Here is a 17,194-nt window from a genome sequence, read left to right as displayed (position 1 = left end):
TTCCCGGCCATCGCATCGGCCGCGGAGCGGGAGAAATGGCCGGGGAGCGACCCCAGGCGTCACTCCAGCCACAGCCGCTCGCGGACCAGCAGGGGGGCGCTCAGTCCCGGCGGATCCCGCGCTCAGTCGAGCAGCGACCAGGCGATGCCGTCGAGGATGTCGGACTCCGAGACGACCAGCCGGTCGACGCCGGCCCGGGCGACCACCTGCTCGAGCACGATCGCGCCGGCGCCGATCACGTCGGCCCGGCCGGGGTGCATGAACGGCAACGCCCGCCGCTCGGCCACGGTCATCGCGACGAGCCGCGCGGTCGCGGCGCGGACGTCGGCGACCGGGAGCACCTGCTGGTTGATCGAGCCGGCGTCGTACGCCGTGAGGCCGAGCGCCGCGGCAGCGACCGTGGTGATCGTTCCGGCGACGCCGACCACGGTCGCGGCCTCGGCCGGGTCGACCGGGCACGCGTCGAGCGCGGCGTCGACGTCGCGGCGGCAGGCCTCGACCTCCGCGGCGGTGGGCGGGTCGGTGTGCAGGTGCCGCTCGTGGAGGCGCACCGAGCCGACGTCCATCGAGTGGCCCGCAGCGACGCCGTCGGGGCCGCCGAGCACCAGCTCCGTGGAGCCGCCGCCGAGGTCGACGACGAGCACCGGCCAGCCGGGCTGGTCGCGCAGCCCGCGGACGGCGCCGGCGAACGACAGCGCGGCCTCCTCGGCACCGGACACCACGTCGGGCTCGACCCCGAGCCGATCGCGGACGCCGGCGGTGAACACCTCGGCGTTGGCCGCGTCGCGGGTCGCCGACGTCGCGCAGAGGCGGACCCGGGTGGCGCCGTGGTCGCGGATGGTCGCGGCGTAGTCGTCGAGCGCGGCGAACGTCCGCTCCAGTGCCGCGTCCGACATCCGCCCGGTGGCGTCGATGCCCTCCCCCAGCCGCACGACCCGCATCTCGCGGACCAGCGGCTCGGCCGGCGTCTCGCAGACGAGCAGGCGGATCGAGTTGGTGCCGCAGTCGATCGCGGCGACGGGGCCCGGGAGGTCTCGAGACGGGCGCTGCGCGCCCTCCTCGACCGCCCGGGAGCGCTGCGCGCCCTCCTCGACCGCCCGGGGGCGCTCAGTCATCGGAGGGCTCGACGCACGGGCCCGAGGACCACCACTCGCCGAGGGCGTCGAGCACCTCGTCGCCGAGCGGGTTGACCCCGCGGCCCTGGGCCAGCGCCTGGCCGGCCAGCACGTGCAGGCACTTGACCCGGTCGGGCATCCCGCCGGCGGAGATGCCGGCGATCTCGGGGACGTCCAGCCCGGCCTGGCGGCCGATCTCGTCACGGGCCTCGAGGTAGCGGGTGTGCGCGTCGGCGTACTGCTCCGCGAGCGCGGGGTCGGTCGCGAGCCGGTCCTGCATCTCCTTCATCAGGCCGGAGCCCTCGAGGGTGCCGATGCGGGAGGCCGCGCGGGGGCAGGTCAGGTAGAACGTCGTCGGGAACGGGGTCCCGTTCGGCAGCCGCGGCTCGGTCGTCACGACGTCGGGGTTGCCGCAGGGGCAGCGGTGCCCGACCTCGTGGATGCCGCGCGGCTCACGTCCCAGCTGCGAGGCGATGGCCGCCTCGTCGCGGGGCTCGATCACTCGGTCTCCTCGTCGTCCTGCTCGGTGGTTCCGTCGATCTCCGCCGCCGGGGGCGGCTCGTCCTTGGGCGGGTGGCCGGCCACCTGGACCGACTCCCACGCGTCGACCCACCATGCCTGCGGCGCCTGCTCGGGCAGGTCGTCGGGGTCGCTGAGCCGTGCGCCGGTGGTCAGCGGCTCACCGTCGCGCAGCACGACGAAGGGGGTCTCCCCCTGCATGACGTACCGCAGCCGGGCGCGCGCCTGCGCCTGCACGAACGCCGGGTCCTGCCAGCGCTTCTTCTCCCGCTCCAGGTCGTCGATCGCGGCCTTGCGCTCGGCGATCTGCGCCTTGAGCTCGGCGATCTCCGAGCGCTGGTGCAGGAAGGCGCGCATGGAGGAGGCGTACGACACCGCGAGCACCGCCAGCACCAGCACGAGCACCGCGGCGCGACCGGTCAGCCGCGGCCGCCGGCGGGCGGGTGCGTCGGCCGGCCGGCCAGCCGCGAGGCGTGCCGCACGGGCCGCGCCGGGGGTCGCCCGACCCGGTCCGGTGCGCCCCCGCGGGCGTCGTGCCCCGCGGGGGTCGCGTCGGTCGTCGGCCATGGGGCCAAGCCTGCCTGACGATCAGCCCTGGTAGCGGGGGAACGCGCCGGGGCCGGCGTACCGGGCGGCGTCGCCGAGCTGGTCCTCGATGCGCAGCAGCTGGTTGTACTTCGCGACGCGCTCGGAGCGGGCCGGGGCGCCGGTCTTGATCTGGCCGCAGTTGGTGGCGACGGCCAGGTCGGCGATCGTGGTGTCCTCGGTCTCGCCGGAGCGGTGGCTCATCATGCAGCGGTAACCGTTGCGGTGGGCCAGCTCGACGGAGTCGAGGGTCTCGGTGAGCGAGCCGATCTGGTTGACCTTGACCAGCAGCGCGTTGGCCTGGCCACCGGTGATGCCGCGCTGGAGCCGCTCGACGTTGGTGACGAACAGGTCGTCGCCGACGAGCTGGGTCTTGGTGCCGAGCTGGTCGGTGATCGCCTTCCAGCCCTCCCAGTCGTCCTCGTCGAGCGGGTCCTCGATGGAGACGATCGGGTAGGAGGAGACCAGGTCGGCGTAGTAGGCCGTCATCTGCTCGGCGGTCTTCTGCTGGCCCTCGAAGGTGTAGGAGCCGTCGGTGCAGAACTCCGAGGCGGCCACGTCGAGCGCGAGCACGACGTCGCGTCCGAGCGTGAGCCCGGCGGCGTCGATGGCCTCGGCAATGAGGTCGAGGGCGGCGCGGTTGGACTCCAGGTCGGGGGCGAAGCCGCCCTCGTCGCCGACGCCGGTGGCCAGCCCGCGCTTCTTCAGCACCGACTTCAGCGCGTGGTAGACCTCCGCGCCGGTGCGGACCGCCTCGCGGAAGGTCGGCGCGCCGATCGGCGCGATCATGAACTCCTGGATGTCGACGTTGGTGTCGGCGTGGGCGCCGCCGTTGAGGATGTTCATCATCGGCACCGGCAGCAGGTGGGCGTTGGGCCCGCCGACGTAGCGGTAGAGCGGGAGGCCGGCGGAGTCCGCGGCCGCGCGGGCCACGGCGAGCGAGGCACCGAGGATGGCGTTGGCACCGAGGGTCGCCTTGTTGGGCGTGCCGTCGGCGTCGAGCATGGCCTGGTCGACCAGGCGCTGGTCGTCGGCGTCGAGGCCCTCGATGGCGGGGCCGATGGTCTGGATGACGGCCTCGACGGCCTTCTCGACGCCCTTGCCGAGGTAGCGGTCGCCGCCGTCGCGCAGCTCGACCGCCTCGAACGCGCCGGTCGAGGCGCCGCTGGGCACCGCGGCGCGTGCGAACGCGCCGTCGTCGAGGAGCACCTCGACCTCGACCGTGGGGTTGCCGCGCGAGTCGAGGATCTCGCGGGCGCCGACAGCTTCGATGGATGCCACGGGGCTGCTCCTGGGACGGGGGTGGGGAGTCGGACGAACGGCGTCGAGCCTAGGGGATGGCGTCGGTGGCGCTGGCTAGTGTTCGCGGCGTGCAGAGCTACCGCGACCACGACGCCACCGGGCTGGCCGCCCTGGTGCGCTCCGGAGACACCACCCCCGAGGAGCTGCTGGCCGCGGCCCGCGCCCGCGCGGCGGAGGTGAACCCGCGCCTCAACGCCATCGTCCGCGACGTCGACCCGGCCGCGCTGCCGGCGCCGACCGGCCCCGAGCCCGACGGCGGCCGGCCGTTCGCCGGCGTGCCGTTCCTGCTCAAGGACCTCGGCCAGGACCTCGCCGGGCTGCCGACCAGCGGCGGCAGCCGCGCGCTGAAGGACCACCCGGCCGCCGAGACGGCCACGGTCGTGCAGCGCTGGCTGGACGCCGGCCTGGTGGTCTTCGGCAAGACCAACAGCCCGGAGTTCGGCGCGAAGGGCATCACCGAGCCGCACGCCTTCGGACCGACCCGCAACCCCTGGGACACCGCGCACACCCCCGGTGGCTCCTCGGGCGGCAGCGCCGCGGCGGTCGCCGCCGGGATCGTCCCGTGCGCGGCCGCCAGCGACGGCGGCGGCTCGATCCGCATCCCCGCCTCGGCGTGCGGCCTCTTCGGCCTCAAGGTCAGCCGCGGGCTCCTCCCCTCCGGTCCCGCCCGCGGGGAGTCCCTCGGCGGCACCGGCACCGACGGCGTGGTCTCCCGCAGCGTCCGCGACACCGCCGCGATGCTCGACGTGCTGGCCGGGCCGAGCGACGTCTCGCCGTACCTCCCCGGCGGGCTGCCGGCCGACGGGTTCGCCGCCGGCCTCGACCGCGCGCCGGGCCGGCTGCGGATCGGGATGACCACCGACAGCTCGATCAACCCCGACGCGCACCCCGAGGCGCGGGCGGCCGCGCGACGGGCCGCCGACCTGCTCACCGACCTCGGCCACGAGGTCGTCGAGGTCGCGATGCCGGTCGACGACGCCAAGCTGGCCCAGGACTTCCTCACCACCTGGTTCGCCCACTGCGCGGTCGCGGTCGACGAGGCGCGGCGGCTCACCGGGGCGGGCGAGGACTCCTTCGAGCCCGACACGCGGGTGATGGCGGCCCTGGGCCGCGCTACCAGCGCGACCGACTTCATCCGTGCGGTGGAGGGCCGCCACGAGCACGTACGCCGCCTGGCGGCGTTCCACGCCGAGCACGACCTGCTGCTGACCCCCACCACCGCCACTCCCCCGCCGCGCATCGGCGCGTTCGACCTGCCGGCGCCGGTGGCGCTCGTGCAGAAGGCGCTGCTGACCGCGCGCGGCGGCGGGCTGCTGCGGTTCACCCCGATCGTCGACCAGATGATCTCGGAGAACCTCGGCTGGGTGCCCTACACCCAGCTGGCCAACCTGACCGGTCGCCCGGCGATGAGCGTGCCGCTGCACCAGACCCCCGACGGGCTGCCGATCGGCGCGCAGCTGGTCGGCCGGCTCGGCGACGACGGGCTGCTGCTCCGCCTGGCCCGCCAGCTCGAGCAGGCCGCGCCCTGGGACGACCGGCGGGCGATGGCCTGAGCCGGGGCCTCCACCCGGGTCCGGCCCGGACCCGGGTGTCCGTCCTGGGCCCCGGCCCGGCGCGCTTCAGGCGTCGCGGACGACCCGCCGCACCGCGTCGCGCAGCGCCTGCTCGGGGTCGGTGCCGGCCGCCCGGGCCTCGGCGACGAGGGCGAGCAGCCGGTCGCCGAGGTCGGCGTCCCCGGCCGCGTCCAGCGCGACCGGCACGACGGGCACGACCGGTGTGCCCGCCCGCTGGAGCCGGTCGAGCACCTTGTCGGCGAGCAGCAGCGCCGGCAGGCCCGGCGGCAGGCCGTCGGTGACCGAGGAGCGCTGCTTCTCCACCGCCTTGGCGGCCTCCCAGGCCTCGTTGACCGCCGCCGGGTCGTTGGCATCGACGTCCGCGGCGTCGGCGGCGGACCCGAAGACGTGCGGGTTGCGACGCCGCATCTTGGCGGTCACGTCGGCGGCGACGTCGTCGAGGGTGAACGCGCCGCGCTCCTCGGCCACCACCGCGTGGAAGTAGACCTGCAGCAGCAGGTCGCCCAGCTCCTCGCGCAGGTGCGACCAGTCGCCGGTCTCCTCGCCCACGTCGATCGCCTCGAGCGTCTCGTGGGTCTCCTCGAGGAGGTAGCGCGCGAGCGAGCGGTGGGTCTGCGCCCGCTTCCAGCCGCACTCGGCACGCAGCCGGCGCATGACCGAGCGGAACTCGAGCAGCGGCTCGCCCGGACCGGTCATGCGGGTCAGCCGCAGCGCTGCGACTCGGGCAGCGTGGCGGCGTACTCCTGGTCGGGGGCGTCGGCCAGGGCGGCGGTCGCGACCTCGCCGACCGCGACGGAGGTCGACCGGTCGACGTCGACCGGCTGGCCGTCGCGCAGCTCCACCCCGTAGCGCGGGTTCACCTCGACGTCGTTGTCGTCGAGCCACGCGGCCAGCGCCTGGTTGCCCAGCTCCGCGACCTGCTCGTCGGTGGCGTCGGCGAGGCCCTCCTGCTCGGCCAGCTCGCGGCCGACGCCGACGACGAGGTCGCTGACCCGGCTGCCGGCCGACTCGACGGCCAGCACGGCCTCCTGCTGGTCCTCGGGCAGCCCCGCCACCGCGCGCCGCAGCTGGGCGACCTGGCGCGCGTAGTCGGGACCCGCCTCGACCCCGACCTCCGCGGCGAGCTGCTCGGCGGCCGCGGCGAGCGCGAGCTGGCCGGCGACGCCGGAGGTGAGGTAGCGCTGCGGGACGACCTGGCCCTCGAGCTGGGGGCGCAGCGCGTCGCAGTACGACGCCGCCACCGCGTCGACCCGGTCGGTCGTGATCGAGGTGTCGCCGACCTCGGCCGCCAGGCCCGGCGAGAAGCCGGTCCCGGCGACACCGCACCCGGTCAGCCCGGAGGCGAGGACGGCGGCGGCCACGAGGCCGAGGATCGGGCGGGTTCGCGTCACGGCGTCTCCTGCGTGGGGCCGGCGGTCAGCCGGTGGTCAGCTGGTGGTCTCCGGCGGGTCGATGATGGCGTCGATCACACCGTGGGCCCATTGAAGCAGGGCGATGCCCCCGATGGGCTTGCCCCCCACGACCGCGGTTTGCGGGCGCGGCACGAGGATCGTGTCGAGAGCCGGCTTGACGATCGACTTCGGGTACATCCGGTTGAGCCGCACCACCCGCGACTCCGGCAGGCTGACCGGCGCGAACCGGACGTTCTTGCCCGCGACGGTGACCTCGCCGATGCCGGCCTTGCGGGCCCGGGCGCGGAACCGCGCGACGAGCAGCAGCGAGGCGACGACCTCCGGCGGCTCGCCGTACCGGTCGACGAGCTCCTCGTGCACCTGGTCGACGTCCTCGTCGCTGCGCACCTCGGCCAGCCGCTTGTAGACCTCCAGCCGCAGCCGCTCGCTGGGGATGTAGTCGTGCGGCAGGTGGGCGTCGACGGGCAGCTCGATGCGGACCTCGTTGAGCTCCGGCTCGGCCTCGCCCTTGAACTCGGTGACGGCCTCGCCGACGAGGCGGACGTAGAGGTCGAAGCCGACGTCGGCGATGTGGCCGGACTGCTCGCCGCCGAGCAGGTTGCCGGCGCCGCGGATCTCGAGGTCCTTCATCGCGATCGCCATGCCGCCGCCGAGGTCGGAGTGCTGGGCCAGCGTCGCGAGCCGCTCGTGGGCGGTCTCGGTCAGCGGCTTCTCCGCCGGGTAGAGGAAGTAGGCGTAGGCCCGCTCGCGGGAGCGGCCGACGCGGCCGCGCAGCTGGTGGAGCTGGGAGAGGCCGAGGGTGTCGGCGCGCTCGATGATCATCGTGTTGGCGTTGGAGACGTCCAGGCCGGACTCGACCAGCGTCGTGCAGACCAGCACGTCGAAGCGCTTCTCCCAGAAGTCGAGCATCACCTGCTCGAGCTGCTTCTCGCCCATCTGGCCGTGGGCGGTGGCCACCCTCGCCTCGGGGACGAGCTCGCGGATCTTCGCGGCGGCCTTCTCGATCGAGTTGACCCGGTTGTGGATGTAGAAGACCTGGCCCTCGCGCAGCAGCTCGCGGCGCACGGCGGCGACCACCTGGCGGTCCTCGTAGGCGCCCACGTAGGTCAGCACCGGGTGCCGCTCCTCCGGCGGCGTGGTGATCGTCGACATCTCGCGGATGCCGGTGATCGCCATCTCCAGCGTGCGCGGGATCGGCGTCGCCGACATCGACAGCACGTCGACCGACGTGCGCAGCCGCTTCATCTGCTCCTTGTGCTCGACGCCGAAGCGCTGCTCCTCGTCGACGATGATCAGCCCGAGGTCCTTGAACCGGATGTCGGGGTTGAGCAGCCGGTGGGTGCCCACCACGATGTCGATGCTGCCCTCGGCGGCCCCCTTCATCACCTCGGCGGCCTCCTTGTCGCTCTGGAAGCGCGAGAGCGCCTTGAGCACGACCGGGAAGCCCGCCATCCGCTCCGCGAACGTCGAGAGGTGCTGGGTCACGAGCAGCGTGGTCGGCACGAGCACGGCGACCTGCTTGCCGTCCTGCACCGCCTTGAACGCCGCGCGCACGGCGATCTCGGTCTTGCCGTAGCCGACGTCGCCGCAGACCAGGCGGTCCATCGGCATCGTCTTGCGCATGTCCTCCTTGACCTCGTCGACCGTGCTCAGCTGGTCGGGGGTCTCCTGGAACGGGAACGCGTCCTCGAGCTCGCGCTGCCACGGGGTGTCCGGCCCGAAGGCGTAGCCCTGGGTGGCCTGCCGCGCGGCGTACAGCTTGATCAGCTCGGCGGCGATCTCGCGCACCGCCTTGCGGGCCCGGCCCTTGCGCTTGGCCCAGTCGCCGCCGCCGAGGCGGTCCAGGCTCGGCTGCTCGCCGCCGACGTAGCGCGTTACCTGGTCGAGCGCGTCGGCCGGGACGTAGAGCCGGTCGGCGGGGCCGCCGCGCTTGGAGGCGCCGTACTCCAGCACGAGGTACTCACGGACCGCGCCTCCGACCTCGCGCTGCTTCATCTCCACGAACCGGCCGACGCCGTGCTGCTCGTGGACGACGTGGTCGCCGGCCTTGAGCTCGAGCGGGTCGATCTGCTTCTTGCGGCGCGCGGGCATCTTGCGCATGTCGCGCGTCGAGGACTTCTGGCCGGTCAGGTCCTCGCCGGTGAGCAGCACCGTGCGGCCCTGCTCGTCGACGAAGCCGTGCGCGGCCGAGGCGCAGGTGACGGTGACGACGTCCGTCGCGGGCGGCTCGGAGAGGTCCTCGACGAGGCGCGCGGGGACGTCGTGCTCGGCGAGCACCTCGACCATGCGGTTGGCGGGACCGTGGCCGGGGTGGGCGACGACGGTGCGGTAGCCCTCGGCGAGCCAGGTGCCGATGTCCTTGACCGCGCGCTCGAGGTCGCCGCGGTAGGCGTCGACCGGGTGCATCGGCAGAGCCCGGGTCGGCACCGCGCCGTCGATCGCGTCGACGTCGGTGACCGGCCCGGCGCCCTCGTCGGCGATGCCGAAGGGGCTCATGGTCCACCACGGCTTGTGCTGGTCCAGCGAGTGCTCGCGGACGTCGGAGAGCGAGCGGTACGACGCCGCGCCCAGGTCGATCGGGGCGGTCCCGCCGCTGGCGGCCGCCGCCCAGCTCGCGCCGAGGAACTCCTCGCTCGTCGCGACCAGGTCGTGGGCGCGGCTGCGCGCCCGCTCGGGGTCGAGCACGAGCACGTGGGTGTCGACGGGCATCAGGTCGACGAGCAGCTCCATCTCGTCGACGAGCACCGGCGCGAGCGACTCCATGCCGTCCACGGCGATGCCGGCGGCGATCTTGTCGGTCAGCTCCACCAGCGTCGGGTGCTGGCGGCCGAGCTCGGCGGCGCGCTCGCGCACCTCGTCGGTCAGCAGCAGCTCGCGGCACGGCGGCGCCCAGAGCCGCGTGGCCTTGTCAAGCGTGCGCTGGTCGGCGACGGAGAAGGTCCGGATCTCCTCGACGTCGTCGCCCCACATCTCCACGCGGAGCGGGTGCTCCTCGGTCGGCGGGAAGACGTCGACGATCCCGCCGCGCACCGCGAACTCGCCGCGCTTCTCCACCAGGTCCACGCGGGTGTACGCCGCGTCCGCCAGGCGCCGGACGACGTCCTCCAGCGGGGCGGTGTCGCCGGGCACCAGCTCGACCGGCTCGAGGTCGGCCAGGCCCTTGACCTGCGGCTGGAGCACGCTGCGCACCGGCGCGACCACGACCTGCAGCGGGCCGTTGGTCGCGTCGTCGCCGGGGTGGGCCAGCCGGCGCAGCACGGCCAGCCGACGGCCCACGGTGTCGCTGCGGGGGCTGAGCCGCTCGTGGGGCAGCGTCTCCCAGCTCGGGTAGTAGGCGATCGTGCTCGGGTCGAGGAAGCAGCCGAGCGCGTCGACCAGGTCCTCGGCCTCGCGGGAGGTCGCGGTGACCGCCAGCACGGTGCGGCCCGCGCGGACCAGGCCGGTGACCAGGAAGGGCCGCAGCGCCTCCGGCCCGGTGAGGTCGAGCGCGCGGACGGTCCCGCCGCGGGCGTCCTCCACCGCGGCGGCGAGGGTGGGGTCGGCGAGGACGACGTCGGCCAGGCCGGTGAGGCTCACGGTGCTCCCAAGAGGTGGTCGTGGAGGTCGGTGCCGCGGCTGCGCAGCACGAACGCCCCGGGTCGGGGGGACACCGGGGGCGGTACCCGATCCTACGACCGGTCCGGGAACGCGGCCTCCCGCAGCCGGTTGAGCTCCGGGCGGTCGCGGTAGTAGGCGCGCCCGTCCGCGGCGATCTCCGCGAGCCAGTCGGCGCGGGCGGCCAGGTGGTCGACGTACGCGTCCCGCTGGCGCTGGAGGGCGCGGTGGACCGGGAGCACGTCGACGTCGCGGCACCGGACCAGCGCCTCGTCCATCCGCGGCGCGACCTCGAGTGCCTCGTCGGCGACGAGCGCGAAGAAGCCGTCCTGGCTGCTGCCCTCCGGCACCGACAGCAGCGCCGGCTGCACGTAGGCCCGGATCATCGCCATCGATGCGTCGGTGCGGGCCGTCGCCGCGGTCGCCGCCTCGCGGCAGCCCGCGACCGCCCGCTCCTCCTGCTCGCGCAGGTCGTGGTCGGCGGCCCAGCCGGCCACCGCCAGCACCGCTGCCGCGGCGAGGAGCAGGTGCGTACGCCGTCGCACCGGCGCGCGGCCGGGCTGCTCGAGGACCTCGGGCTGCTCCACCTCGCCAGTGTGCGCCCGGGCCGGTCAAGCAGGCCGGTCACGCGGGCCGGTCACGCGGGCCGGTCAGGCGACGCCGTACCGCTTCACGAACTCCACGATCTGCTCGGCCAGCTCGGGCCGGCACACGATCAGGTCGGGGAGGTAGACGTCCTCCTGGTTGTACTCCAGCGGGGTGCCGTCGACGCGGCTGGTGAACAGGCCGGCCGCGCGGGCGACGGCGACCGGGGCCGCGGAGTCCCACTCGTACTGGCCGCCCGCGTGCACGTAGGCGTCGGTGACATCGCGCGCGACGCTGATGACCTTCACGCCCGCCGACCCCATCGGGACCAGCTCGGCGTCGATCTCCTGCGCCAGCGCGTGGACGAACTCCGGCGGGCGACTGCGCGAGACCGCGATCCGCGGCCGCTCGCTGGTGCGCGGCGGGACGACCGGGGGCTGGCCGGTGTTGAACGTCTCCCCCAGCGCGGGCTGCGCGACCGCACCCGCGACCAGGTCGCCGTCCTGCCACAGCGCGACATGGACGGCCCAGTCGTCGCGCGGCACCTCGGAGAACTCGCGGGTGCCGTCGAGCGGGTCGACGATCCAGACGCGGCTCTTCTGCAGGCGGACCTTGTCGTCCTTGCCCTCCTCCGACAGCACGGCGTCGTCGGGCCGGTGCTCGGCGATCAGGCCCATCAGCAGCTCGTGGGCCGCCCGGTCGCCGGCGTCCTTGAGCTCCTTGCCCTCCAGGCCCTCGGCGCGCACCTCGAGCAGGCGCTCGCCGGCCACCGTGGCCAACCACGTCGCGAGGACGTGGTCGTCGTGGGCAGCGGACTCGGGCGGGGAACCGGCGTCGAAGGTCACGGGCGCCAGCCTAGGACCCGCCCGCGCCAGTGACGCCAGGTGGCACGCGAGACCGCTGGTCGAGCAGCGAAGGCCGTCTGGCGGCCTGAGCGTCGTCGAGACCCGGTGAGCGGCGCAGGGCGGCGAGCACGTCACCGGGTCTCGAGACAGGCGCTGCGCGCCTTCCTCGACCAACCGCAGCGGTCAGAGCGGGAGGCCGTGCTCGCGCAGGCGGGCGCGGAGAGCGGCGGGGCCGTCGTCGACGGTCCAGACGACGCCGTGCAGGCCGGCGTCGCGGGCGGCGTCGACGAAGCGGTCCTTGTCGTCGACCAGCAGCACGTCGCCGGGCTCCAGGCCGAGCTGCTCGACGATCCGGCCGAAGAAGGCGGGGTCGTCCTTGGTCAGGCCGAGCTCGCAGGAGGAGAAGGTCGAGTCGAGGAGGTCGCCGTACCCCAGCTCCTCGCGCATGTACGCCGTGCGGAGGTCGTGCTGGTTGGTCGCGAGGTGGACCGGGACCCCGGCCTCGCGGAGGTCGCGGACGACCTCGGCGGTGTCGCTGACGACCTCGATCCGGTGGTAGTGCTCGACGAGGTCGTCGGCGCGCTCGGGGACGCCCCAGTGGTCGAGCACCTCGGCGACGACGTCGCGGAAGGCGCGCTCGCCGGTCATCGCGGCCTGCTCGGCCTCGAAGAGGTGGTCGCTGAACTGCTCGCCCGACCCGTGCGGCACGAGGGCCCGCAGCGACTCCAGCCACCCGGCCGGGTTGACCTGCAGGACGCCGTCGGCGTCGACGAGGACGGCCCGGATCACGAGTTGAACTTCTGCTGCGTCCGCTCGAGCCCCTCCAGCACGAGGCACTCGACGGCGTCGGCGGCCGTGTCGACCTGGAAGGGCAGCACCTTGCGCTCGGCCGCGGAGTAGCTCGACAGCACGAAGTCGGCGACCTCCTGGCGGCCCGGCGGGCGACCGATGCCGACCCGCACGCGGTGGAAGTCGCCGGTGCCGAGGGAGGAGCGGATCGACTTCAGGCCGTTGTGGCCGTTGTCGCCGCCGCCGAGCTTGGCGCGCATCGTGTCGAAGGGGATGTCGAGCTCGTCGTGGATGGCGACGACCCGCTCCGGCGGCACCTTGTAGAAGGTCGCGAGCGCCTTGACGGGCCCGCCGAGCTCGTTCATGTAGGACCGCGGACGGGCCAGGACGACCCGGGCCTGGTCGGAGCCGGGGGCGCCGAACCGGCCCTCGACGACGTCGGCGCGGCCGGTCTTGTGGGCGCGGAACGACGAGCCCATCCGGGTGGCCAGCTCGTCGGCGACGAGGTAGCCGATGTTGTGCCGGTGGCCGGCATAGGTCGGGCCGGGATTCCCGAGGCCGACGACGAGCCACACGGGGGTAGCGGTGTCGGTCACGGGGTCCCGGCCCTTCCTGGTTCCGAACAGGCGCACGTCGTACGTCGTGCCCTGCGCGGGGGTGGCTTACTCGGAGTCGGCGGAGGCGTCCGCGGAGTCGCCCTCGGCGGCACCGGCGGCGGCCTCGTCGTCGGACTCGTCGCGCTCGATGCCGGCGTCGGCCTCGGCGTCGGCCAGCTCGGCCTCGAGGGCCTCGGCGGAGACCTGCTCGGTGATGTTGACGACGAGGGTGTCGCCGTCGACCAGCAGGGTCGAGCCGGAGGGCAGCTCGAGCTGCGAGGCGAGGATCTGGGTGCCGGCCTCGAGGCCCTCGACCGAGACCTCGATGGACTCGGGGATGTGGGTGGCCTCGGCCTCGATGGACACGGTGGAGTTCTCGGTGACGACGAGCGTCTCGCGGGCGGCCTCGCCGGTCACGAGGACGGGGATGTCGACGGTGACCTTCTCGCCGCGGACGACGGCGACGAAGTCGACGTGCTCGAGGTGGCGCTTGATCGGGTCGATCTGGACCTGCTTGGTCAGCGCGAGCTGGGTGTCACCCTCGATGTCGAGCTCGAGCAGCGCGTTGGCGCCGCCGTGCTTGAGCGCGAGCATGGTGGCGTGGCCCGGCAGGGTGACGTGGACGGGGTCGTTGCCGTGGCCGTAGATGACGGCGGGGACCTTGTTCTCGCGGCGGATGCGGCGGGCGGCGCCCTTGCCGAACTCGGTGCGCTTCTCGGCGGTGATCTTCTCGCTGGCCATCGTGGCCCTCCTCGTACGTGGGTCTGGTTCGTGCGGCTCGGGGCCTCGGCTCGACGGCGCGGCACACCCGGAGGCACGACCAGCCCTGTCGATCACGGAGCCGTCCACAGCCGGTGCGGCCGGACACTCCCTCGCCGAGGCAACCGCAGCAGTCTAGGGACGCGGGTCGCGCGAGGCCAATTCGGGACGGCGCCGGCGGACGGCGCCGGCGGCCTCGTCGCCGTCGAGGCGGTGGGTCAGGCGTGCCCGTCGAACATCGAGGTGACCGAGCCGTCCTCGAAGACCTCGCGGATGGCCCGGGCGACCAGCGGCGCGATCGAGAGGATCGTGAGCTTGTCGAACTCCCGCTCCGGGGCGATCGGCAGCGTGTTGGTCACGATGACCTCGACGGCCGAGCAGTTCTTGAGCCGGTCGACCGCGGGGTCGGAGAGGATCGCGTGGGTGGCGGCGATGATGACGCCCGCGGCGCCGTCCTTCATGAGGGCCTCGGCGGCCTTCACGATCGTGCCACCGGTGTCGATCATGTCGTCGGTGAGGATGCACATCTTGCCCGCGACCTCGCCGACGACGCGGTTGGCGACGGTCTCGTTGGGCCGGTCGGTGCGCCGCGTCTTGTGGATGAACGCCAGCGGGGCGCCGCCGAGCTTGGCCGACCAGCGCTCCGCGACCTTGATCCGGCCGGCGTCCGGGGAGACGACGCACAGCTCCTGGTCGCCGTACTTCTCCTTGACGTACTGGGTCAGGATCGGCAACGCCATCAGGTGGTCGACGGGGCCGTCGAAGTAGCCCTGGATCTGGTCGGCGTGCAGGTCGACCGAGATGAGGCGGTCGGCGCCGGCGGTCTTGAACAGGTCGGCCATCAGCCGCGCGGAGATCGGCTCGCGGCCGCGGTGCTTCTTGTCCTGGCGGGCGTAGCCGTAGAACGGCATGACCACGGTGATCCGCTTGGCGCTCGCGCGCTTCAGCGCGTCGACCATGATCAGGTGCTCCATGATCCACTCGTTGATCGGAGCGGTGTGGCTCTGCAGCACGAACGCGTCGCAGCCGCGGACCGACTCCTCGTAGCGGACGTAGATCTCGGAGTTCGCGAACTCGTAGGCCGAGGTCGGCACGAGGTCGGTGCCGAGGATCCCGGCCACCTCCTCGGCCAGCTCGGGGTGGGCCCGACCGCTGAAGACCATGAGGTTCTTCTCGGTGGTCTTCTTCATCCCGGTCATGATGGAGCTCCCTGAGTCGCCGGAGGTGGGTGCTTCAGGATTCTGCCCCTCCGGAGGAGCAGCCCCCAACTCCGTCCACGTCCGCACCGTGCTCGGTGTGAGCGGTGTCTCCCGCAGCACCCGTCGCGGCCTCGGCCGCGGCCGCCTGCGCGGTGCCGGGTCGCTTGCGCAGCGTCCACCCCTCGAGGTCGCGCTGGGGGCCGGCGCTGACGGCCAGCGCACCCGCGGGGACGTCACGGCGTACGACGGTCCCGGCGCCGGTGCCCGCCCCGTCGCCGATGGTGACCGGTGCGACGAAGGTGTTGTTGGAGCCGGTCCGCGCGTGGCGCCCGATGGTCGTGCGGTGCTTGGCGACGCCGTCGTAGTTGGCGAAGATCGTGCCGGCCCCGATGTTGGTGCCCTCCCCGATCGTGGCGTCGCCGACGTAGGACAGGTGCGGGACCTTGGCGCCGGCCTCGATGTCGGCGTTCTTGGTCTCCACGAAGGTGCCGATCTTGCCGCCCGCGCCCAGCCTGGTGCCGGGCCGCAGGTAGGCGAACGGGCCGACGGTCGCGTCGGGGCCGACGACCGCGAGCTGGCCGTGGGTGCGCACGACCCGGGCGCCCGCGCCGACCTCGCAGTCCTCGAGCGTCGTGTCGGGGCCGACCACGGCGTCCTCGCCGACGACGGTGGCGCCGAGCAGCTGGGTGCCGGGCAGGATCGTGACGTCCTGGGCCAGCTCGACGTCGGCGTCGAGCCACGTCGTCGCCGGGTCCATCACCGTGACGCCCGCCCGCATCCACCGGGTGACGATGCGGCGGTTCATCTCGCGGCCGAGCTCGGCCAGCTGCGCGCGGTCGTTGGCGCCCTCGGTCTGCAGCACGTCGTCCAGCGGGTGCGCGCCGACGGTCAGCCCGGCGTCGCGGGCCAGCTGGACGGTGTCGGTCAGGTAGTACTCGCCCTTGGCGTTGTCGTTGCCGATCCGCGGCAGCGCCTCAGCGAGGAACCCCGCGTCGAAGGCCAGGATCCCCGAATTGATCTCGCGGATGTCGCGCTGGTCCGGCGTCGCGTCCTTCTCCTCCACGATCGCCACCACGTCGCCGTCGGCGTCGCGGACGACCCGGCCGTAGCCGAACGGCGTCGGCACGATCCCGCTGAGGATGCTGACCGCCCGCTCGGCCGCCTCGTGCTCGGCCACGAAGGCCCGCAGCGACCCGCCCTCGAGCAGCGGGGTGTCGCCGTACGCCACCAGGACCGTGCCGCCGTCCAGCCCGCCTGCCGCCTCGACCGCCACGCGGACGGCGTGGCCGGTGCCGAGCTGGTCCTCCTGGACCGCCAGCACCGCGTCCGGCACGTGCTCGTGCACGTGCGGCGCCACCAGCTCGCGCTGGTGCCCGACCACCGCGACCACCCGCCGCGGCTCGGTCGCCCGCACCGCGTGCAGCACGTGCCCGAGCATGCTGCGCCCGCACACGGGGTGCAGCACCTTCGGTGTCTTGGAGCGCATCCGGGTCCCGCCACCGGCCGCGAGCACGATGACCGTCAGGTTGTTCGTCACGCTCCCCGGGTAGGAGTCGAACCTACGTCGCTAGTCCTGATTCAAAGTCAGGCGGGCCCTGCCGGCAGACCAACCGGGGAACGCCCCCCGGCGGACCGGAGGACCGGGTCAGCCTAAGGCCCCACCGCTGGTCGAGCAGCGCGCGCCAGCACCCCACCGGTTGAGCAGCGAGGCACCCCGCTGGTCGAGCAGCGAGCGCCAGCGAGCGTCGACGAGACCCCCGCACCCGGGCAGGGCCTCAACCACGGTCGTCCCGCTCCGACCGCGGGCGCCGCGACCGGCCACGTGCCAGGGCGGGCAGGTCGGCCACGCGACCCTCGACCAGAGCCAGCCGCTTCGCGCGCCCCCAGCCCTGCAGCCGCTTCTCCACGGCGCACGCGTCCTCGACGCGCGAGAACTCCTCGCACCACGCGAGCCGCACCGGTCGTCGCCTCCGCGGTCGCGTGTAGGCGGCGCCGAGTCCGAGGTCGTGCTCGCTGAGACGGCGTTCGAGGTCGAACGTGCTGCCGACGTACAAGCTGCCGTCGGCGCACTCGAGGATGTAGGTCCAGGGCATGCGGCGGTCCTGCCCGGCGTCGGCGGAGCGAAGCGGGCGGTACGGCGGCCTGTGGAGGACCGTGCGTGGTCGCGGTTGTGGGGACGTCACCGGGTCTCGTCGCCGGTCGGGCCTGGCGGCCCTCCCTGCTCGACCAGCGGATCGGCGGCCCTCCCTGCTCGACCAGCGGATCGGCGGCCCTCCGTGCTCGACCGGCGGGGGCGGGGGCTGGTCGCTAGGTTCGGGAG

16 protein-coding genes and 1 tRNA gene are annotated in these 17,194 nt (G+C 73.9%); 1 reads left to right on the top strand and 16 read right to left on the bottom strand.

Translation table 11 applies throughout. The features are described 5' to 3' along the window. Positions 1–122 precede the first annotated feature (122 nt). From QWY29_RS01945 to eno, 4 genes are read right to left on the bottom strand one after another with little or no spacing between them, the layout of a single operon-like run. Complete coding sequence (locus tag QWY29_RS01945) at positions 123–1,115, bottom strand: Ppx/GppA phosphatase family protein (protein WP_300958970.1); 993 nt, start codon at positions 1,113–1,115, stop codon at positions 123–125. Then, positions 1,108–1,617 carry a DUF501 domain-containing protein gene (locus QWY29_RS01940; protein ID WP_300958969.1) on the bottom strand — a complete coding sequence of 170 codons (510 nt, stop codon included), beginning with the start codon at positions 1,615–1,617 and terminating at the stop codon, positions 1,108–1,110. Before QWY29_RS01940 ends, QWY29_RS01945 begins: the two co-directional genes overlap by 8 nt. Next, on the bottom strand, positions 1,614–2,201 hold the full coding sequence (locus QWY29_RS01935) for an FtsB family cell division protein (RefSeq protein ID WP_300958968.1): 588 nt from the start codon (positions 2,199–2,201) through the stop codon (positions 1,614–1,616). The genes QWY29_RS01940 and QWY29_RS01935 overlap by 4 nt, the downstream gene beginning before the upstream one ends. A 21-nt stretch (positions 2,202–2,222) precedes the next feature. Further along, on the bottom strand, positions 2,223–3,500 hold the full coding sequence (gene eno / locus QWY29_RS01930) for a phosphopyruvate hydratase (RefSeq protein WP_300958967.1): 1,278 nt from the start codon (positions 3,498–3,500) through the stop codon (positions 2,223–2,225). An 89-nt stretch (positions 3,501–3,589) separates the two neighbouring features. Between eno and QWY29_RS01925 the strand changes: the two genes are divergently transcribed. Continuing rightward, on the top strand, positions 3,590–5,074 hold the full coding sequence (locus QWY29_RS01925) for an amidase (protein WP_300958966.1): 1,485 nt from the start codon (positions 3,590–3,592) through the stop codon (positions 5,072–5,074). Positions 5,075–5,140: 66 nt separating this feature from the next. Here the strand turns inward: QWY29_RS01925 and QWY29_RS01920 are convergent, their stop codons facing one another. From QWY29_RS01920 to QWY29_RS01865, 12 genes are all read right to left on the bottom strand, one after another. After that, positions 5,141–5,791, bottom strand: a complete 651-nt coding sequence (locus QWY29_RS01920; RefSeq protein WP_300958965.1) for a MazG nucleotide pyrophosphohydrolase domain-containing protein — start codon at positions 5,789–5,791, stop codon at positions 5,141–5,143. A 5-nt stretch (positions 5,792–5,796) separates the two neighbouring features. Beyond that, positions 5,797–6,486: a hypothetical protein gene (locus tag QWY29_RS01915; RefSeq protein ID WP_300958964.1), complete on the bottom strand. Its 690-nt coding sequence runs from the start codon at positions 6,484–6,486 to the stop codon at positions 5,797–5,799. Between the two features lie 36 nt (positions 6,487–6,522). After that, positions 6,523–10,083 carry a transcription-repair coupling factor gene (mfd, locus tag QWY29_RS01910; protein ID WP_300958963.1) on the bottom strand — a complete coding sequence of 1,187 codons (3,561 nt, stop codon included), beginning with the start codon at positions 10,081–10,083 and terminating at the stop codon, positions 6,523–6,525. Between the two features lie 92 nt (positions 10,084–10,175). Next, complete coding sequence (locus QWY29_RS01905) at positions 10,176–10,688, bottom strand: hypothetical protein (RefSeq protein WP_300958962.1); 513 nt, start codon at positions 10,686–10,688, stop codon at positions 10,176–10,178. A gap of 63 nt (positions 10,689–10,751) precedes the next feature. Beyond that, a complete protein-coding gene (locus tag QWY29_RS01900) occupies positions 10,752–11,531 on the bottom strand; it encodes a 3'(2'),5'-bisphosphate nucleotidase CysQ (RefSeq protein WP_300958961.1) in 780 nt (259 codons plus the stop codon). Positions 11,532–11,714: 183 nt separating this feature from the next. Then, positions 11,715–12,320 (bottom strand): HAD family hydrolase, encoded by a 606-nt coding sequence (locus tag QWY29_RS01895; RefSeq protein WP_300958960.1) that lies wholly within the window; start codon positions 12,318–12,320, stop codon positions 11,715–11,717. After that, entirely contained in the window at positions 12,317–12,916 is a 600-nt protein-coding gene (pth, locus tag QWY29_RS01890) for an aminoacyl-tRNA hydrolase (protein WP_300958959.1), read from the bottom strand. The genes QWY29_RS01895 and pth overlap by 4 nt, the downstream gene beginning before the upstream one ends. A gap of 66 nt (positions 12,917–12,982) precedes the next feature. After that, a complete protein-coding gene (locus tag QWY29_RS01885; RefSeq protein WP_300958958.1) occupies positions 12,983–13,657 on the bottom strand; it encodes a 50S ribosomal protein L25/general stress protein Ctc in 675 nt (224 codons plus the stop codon). 236 nt (positions 13,658–13,893) lie between these two features. After that, positions 13,894–14,874: a ribose-phosphate diphosphokinase gene (locus QWY29_RS01880; protein ID WP_300958957.1), complete on the bottom strand. Its 981-nt coding sequence runs from the start codon at positions 14,872–14,874 to the stop codon at positions 13,894–13,896. A gap of 34 nt (positions 14,875–14,908) precedes the next feature. Then, complete coding sequence (gene glmU, locus QWY29_RS01875; RefSeq protein ID WP_300958956.1) at positions 14,909–16,411, bottom strand: bifunctional UDP-N-acetylglucosamine diphosphorylase/glucosamine-1-phosphate N-acetyltransferase GlmU; 1,503 nt, start codon at positions 16,409–16,411, stop codon at positions 14,909–14,911. 1 nt (position 16,412) lies between these two features. After that, a tRNA-Gln gene (locus QWY29_RS01870) sits at positions 16,413–16,491 on the bottom strand. A gap of 158 nt (positions 16,492–16,649) precedes the next feature. Next, positions 16,650–16,967 (bottom strand): GIY-YIG nuclease family protein, encoded by a 318-nt coding sequence (locus tag QWY29_RS01865; RefSeq protein WP_300958955.1) that lies wholly within the window; start codon positions 16,965–16,967, stop codon positions 16,650–16,652. Positions 16,968–17,194: the final 227 nt, after the last annotated feature.

This window comes from Nocardioides abyssi (assembly GCF_030412915.1).
Taxonomy (GTDB): Bacteria; Actinomycetota; Actinomycetes; order Propionibacteriales; family Nocardioidaceae; genus Nocardioides; species Nocardioides abyssi.
The sequence above is the reverse complement of the archived record's forward strand: the minus strand, read 5'-3'. Positions and strand labels throughout refer to the sequence as shown.

Bases quoted from the DNA above. Each gene is read 5' to 3' on its own strand.
- QWY29_RS01945 (WP_300958970.1), bottom strand. From the start codon at position 1,115: ATGACTGAGCGCCCCCGGGCGGTCGAGGAGGGCGCGCAGCGCTCCCGG.
- QWY29_RS01935 (WP_300958968.1), bottom strand. From the start codon at position 2,201: ATGGCCGACGACCGACGCGACCCCCGCGGGGCACGACGCCCGCGGGGG.
- QWY29_RS01920 (WP_300958965.1), bottom strand. From the start codon at position 5,791: ATGACCGGTCCGGGCGAGCCGCTGCTCGAGTTCCGCTCGGTCATGCGC.
- QWY29_RS01885 (WP_300958958.1), bottom strand. From the start codon at position 13,657: ATGGCCAGCGAGAAGATCACCGCCGAGAAGCGCACCGAGTTCGGCAAG.
- QWY29_RS01880 (WP_300958957.1), bottom strand. From the start codon at position 14,874: ATGACCGGGATGAAGAAGACCACCGAGAAGAACCTCATGGTCTTCAGC.
- QWY29_RS01865 (WP_300958955.1), bottom strand. From the start codon at position 16,967: ATGCCCTGGACCTACATCCTCGAGTGCGCCGACGGCAGCTTGTACGTC.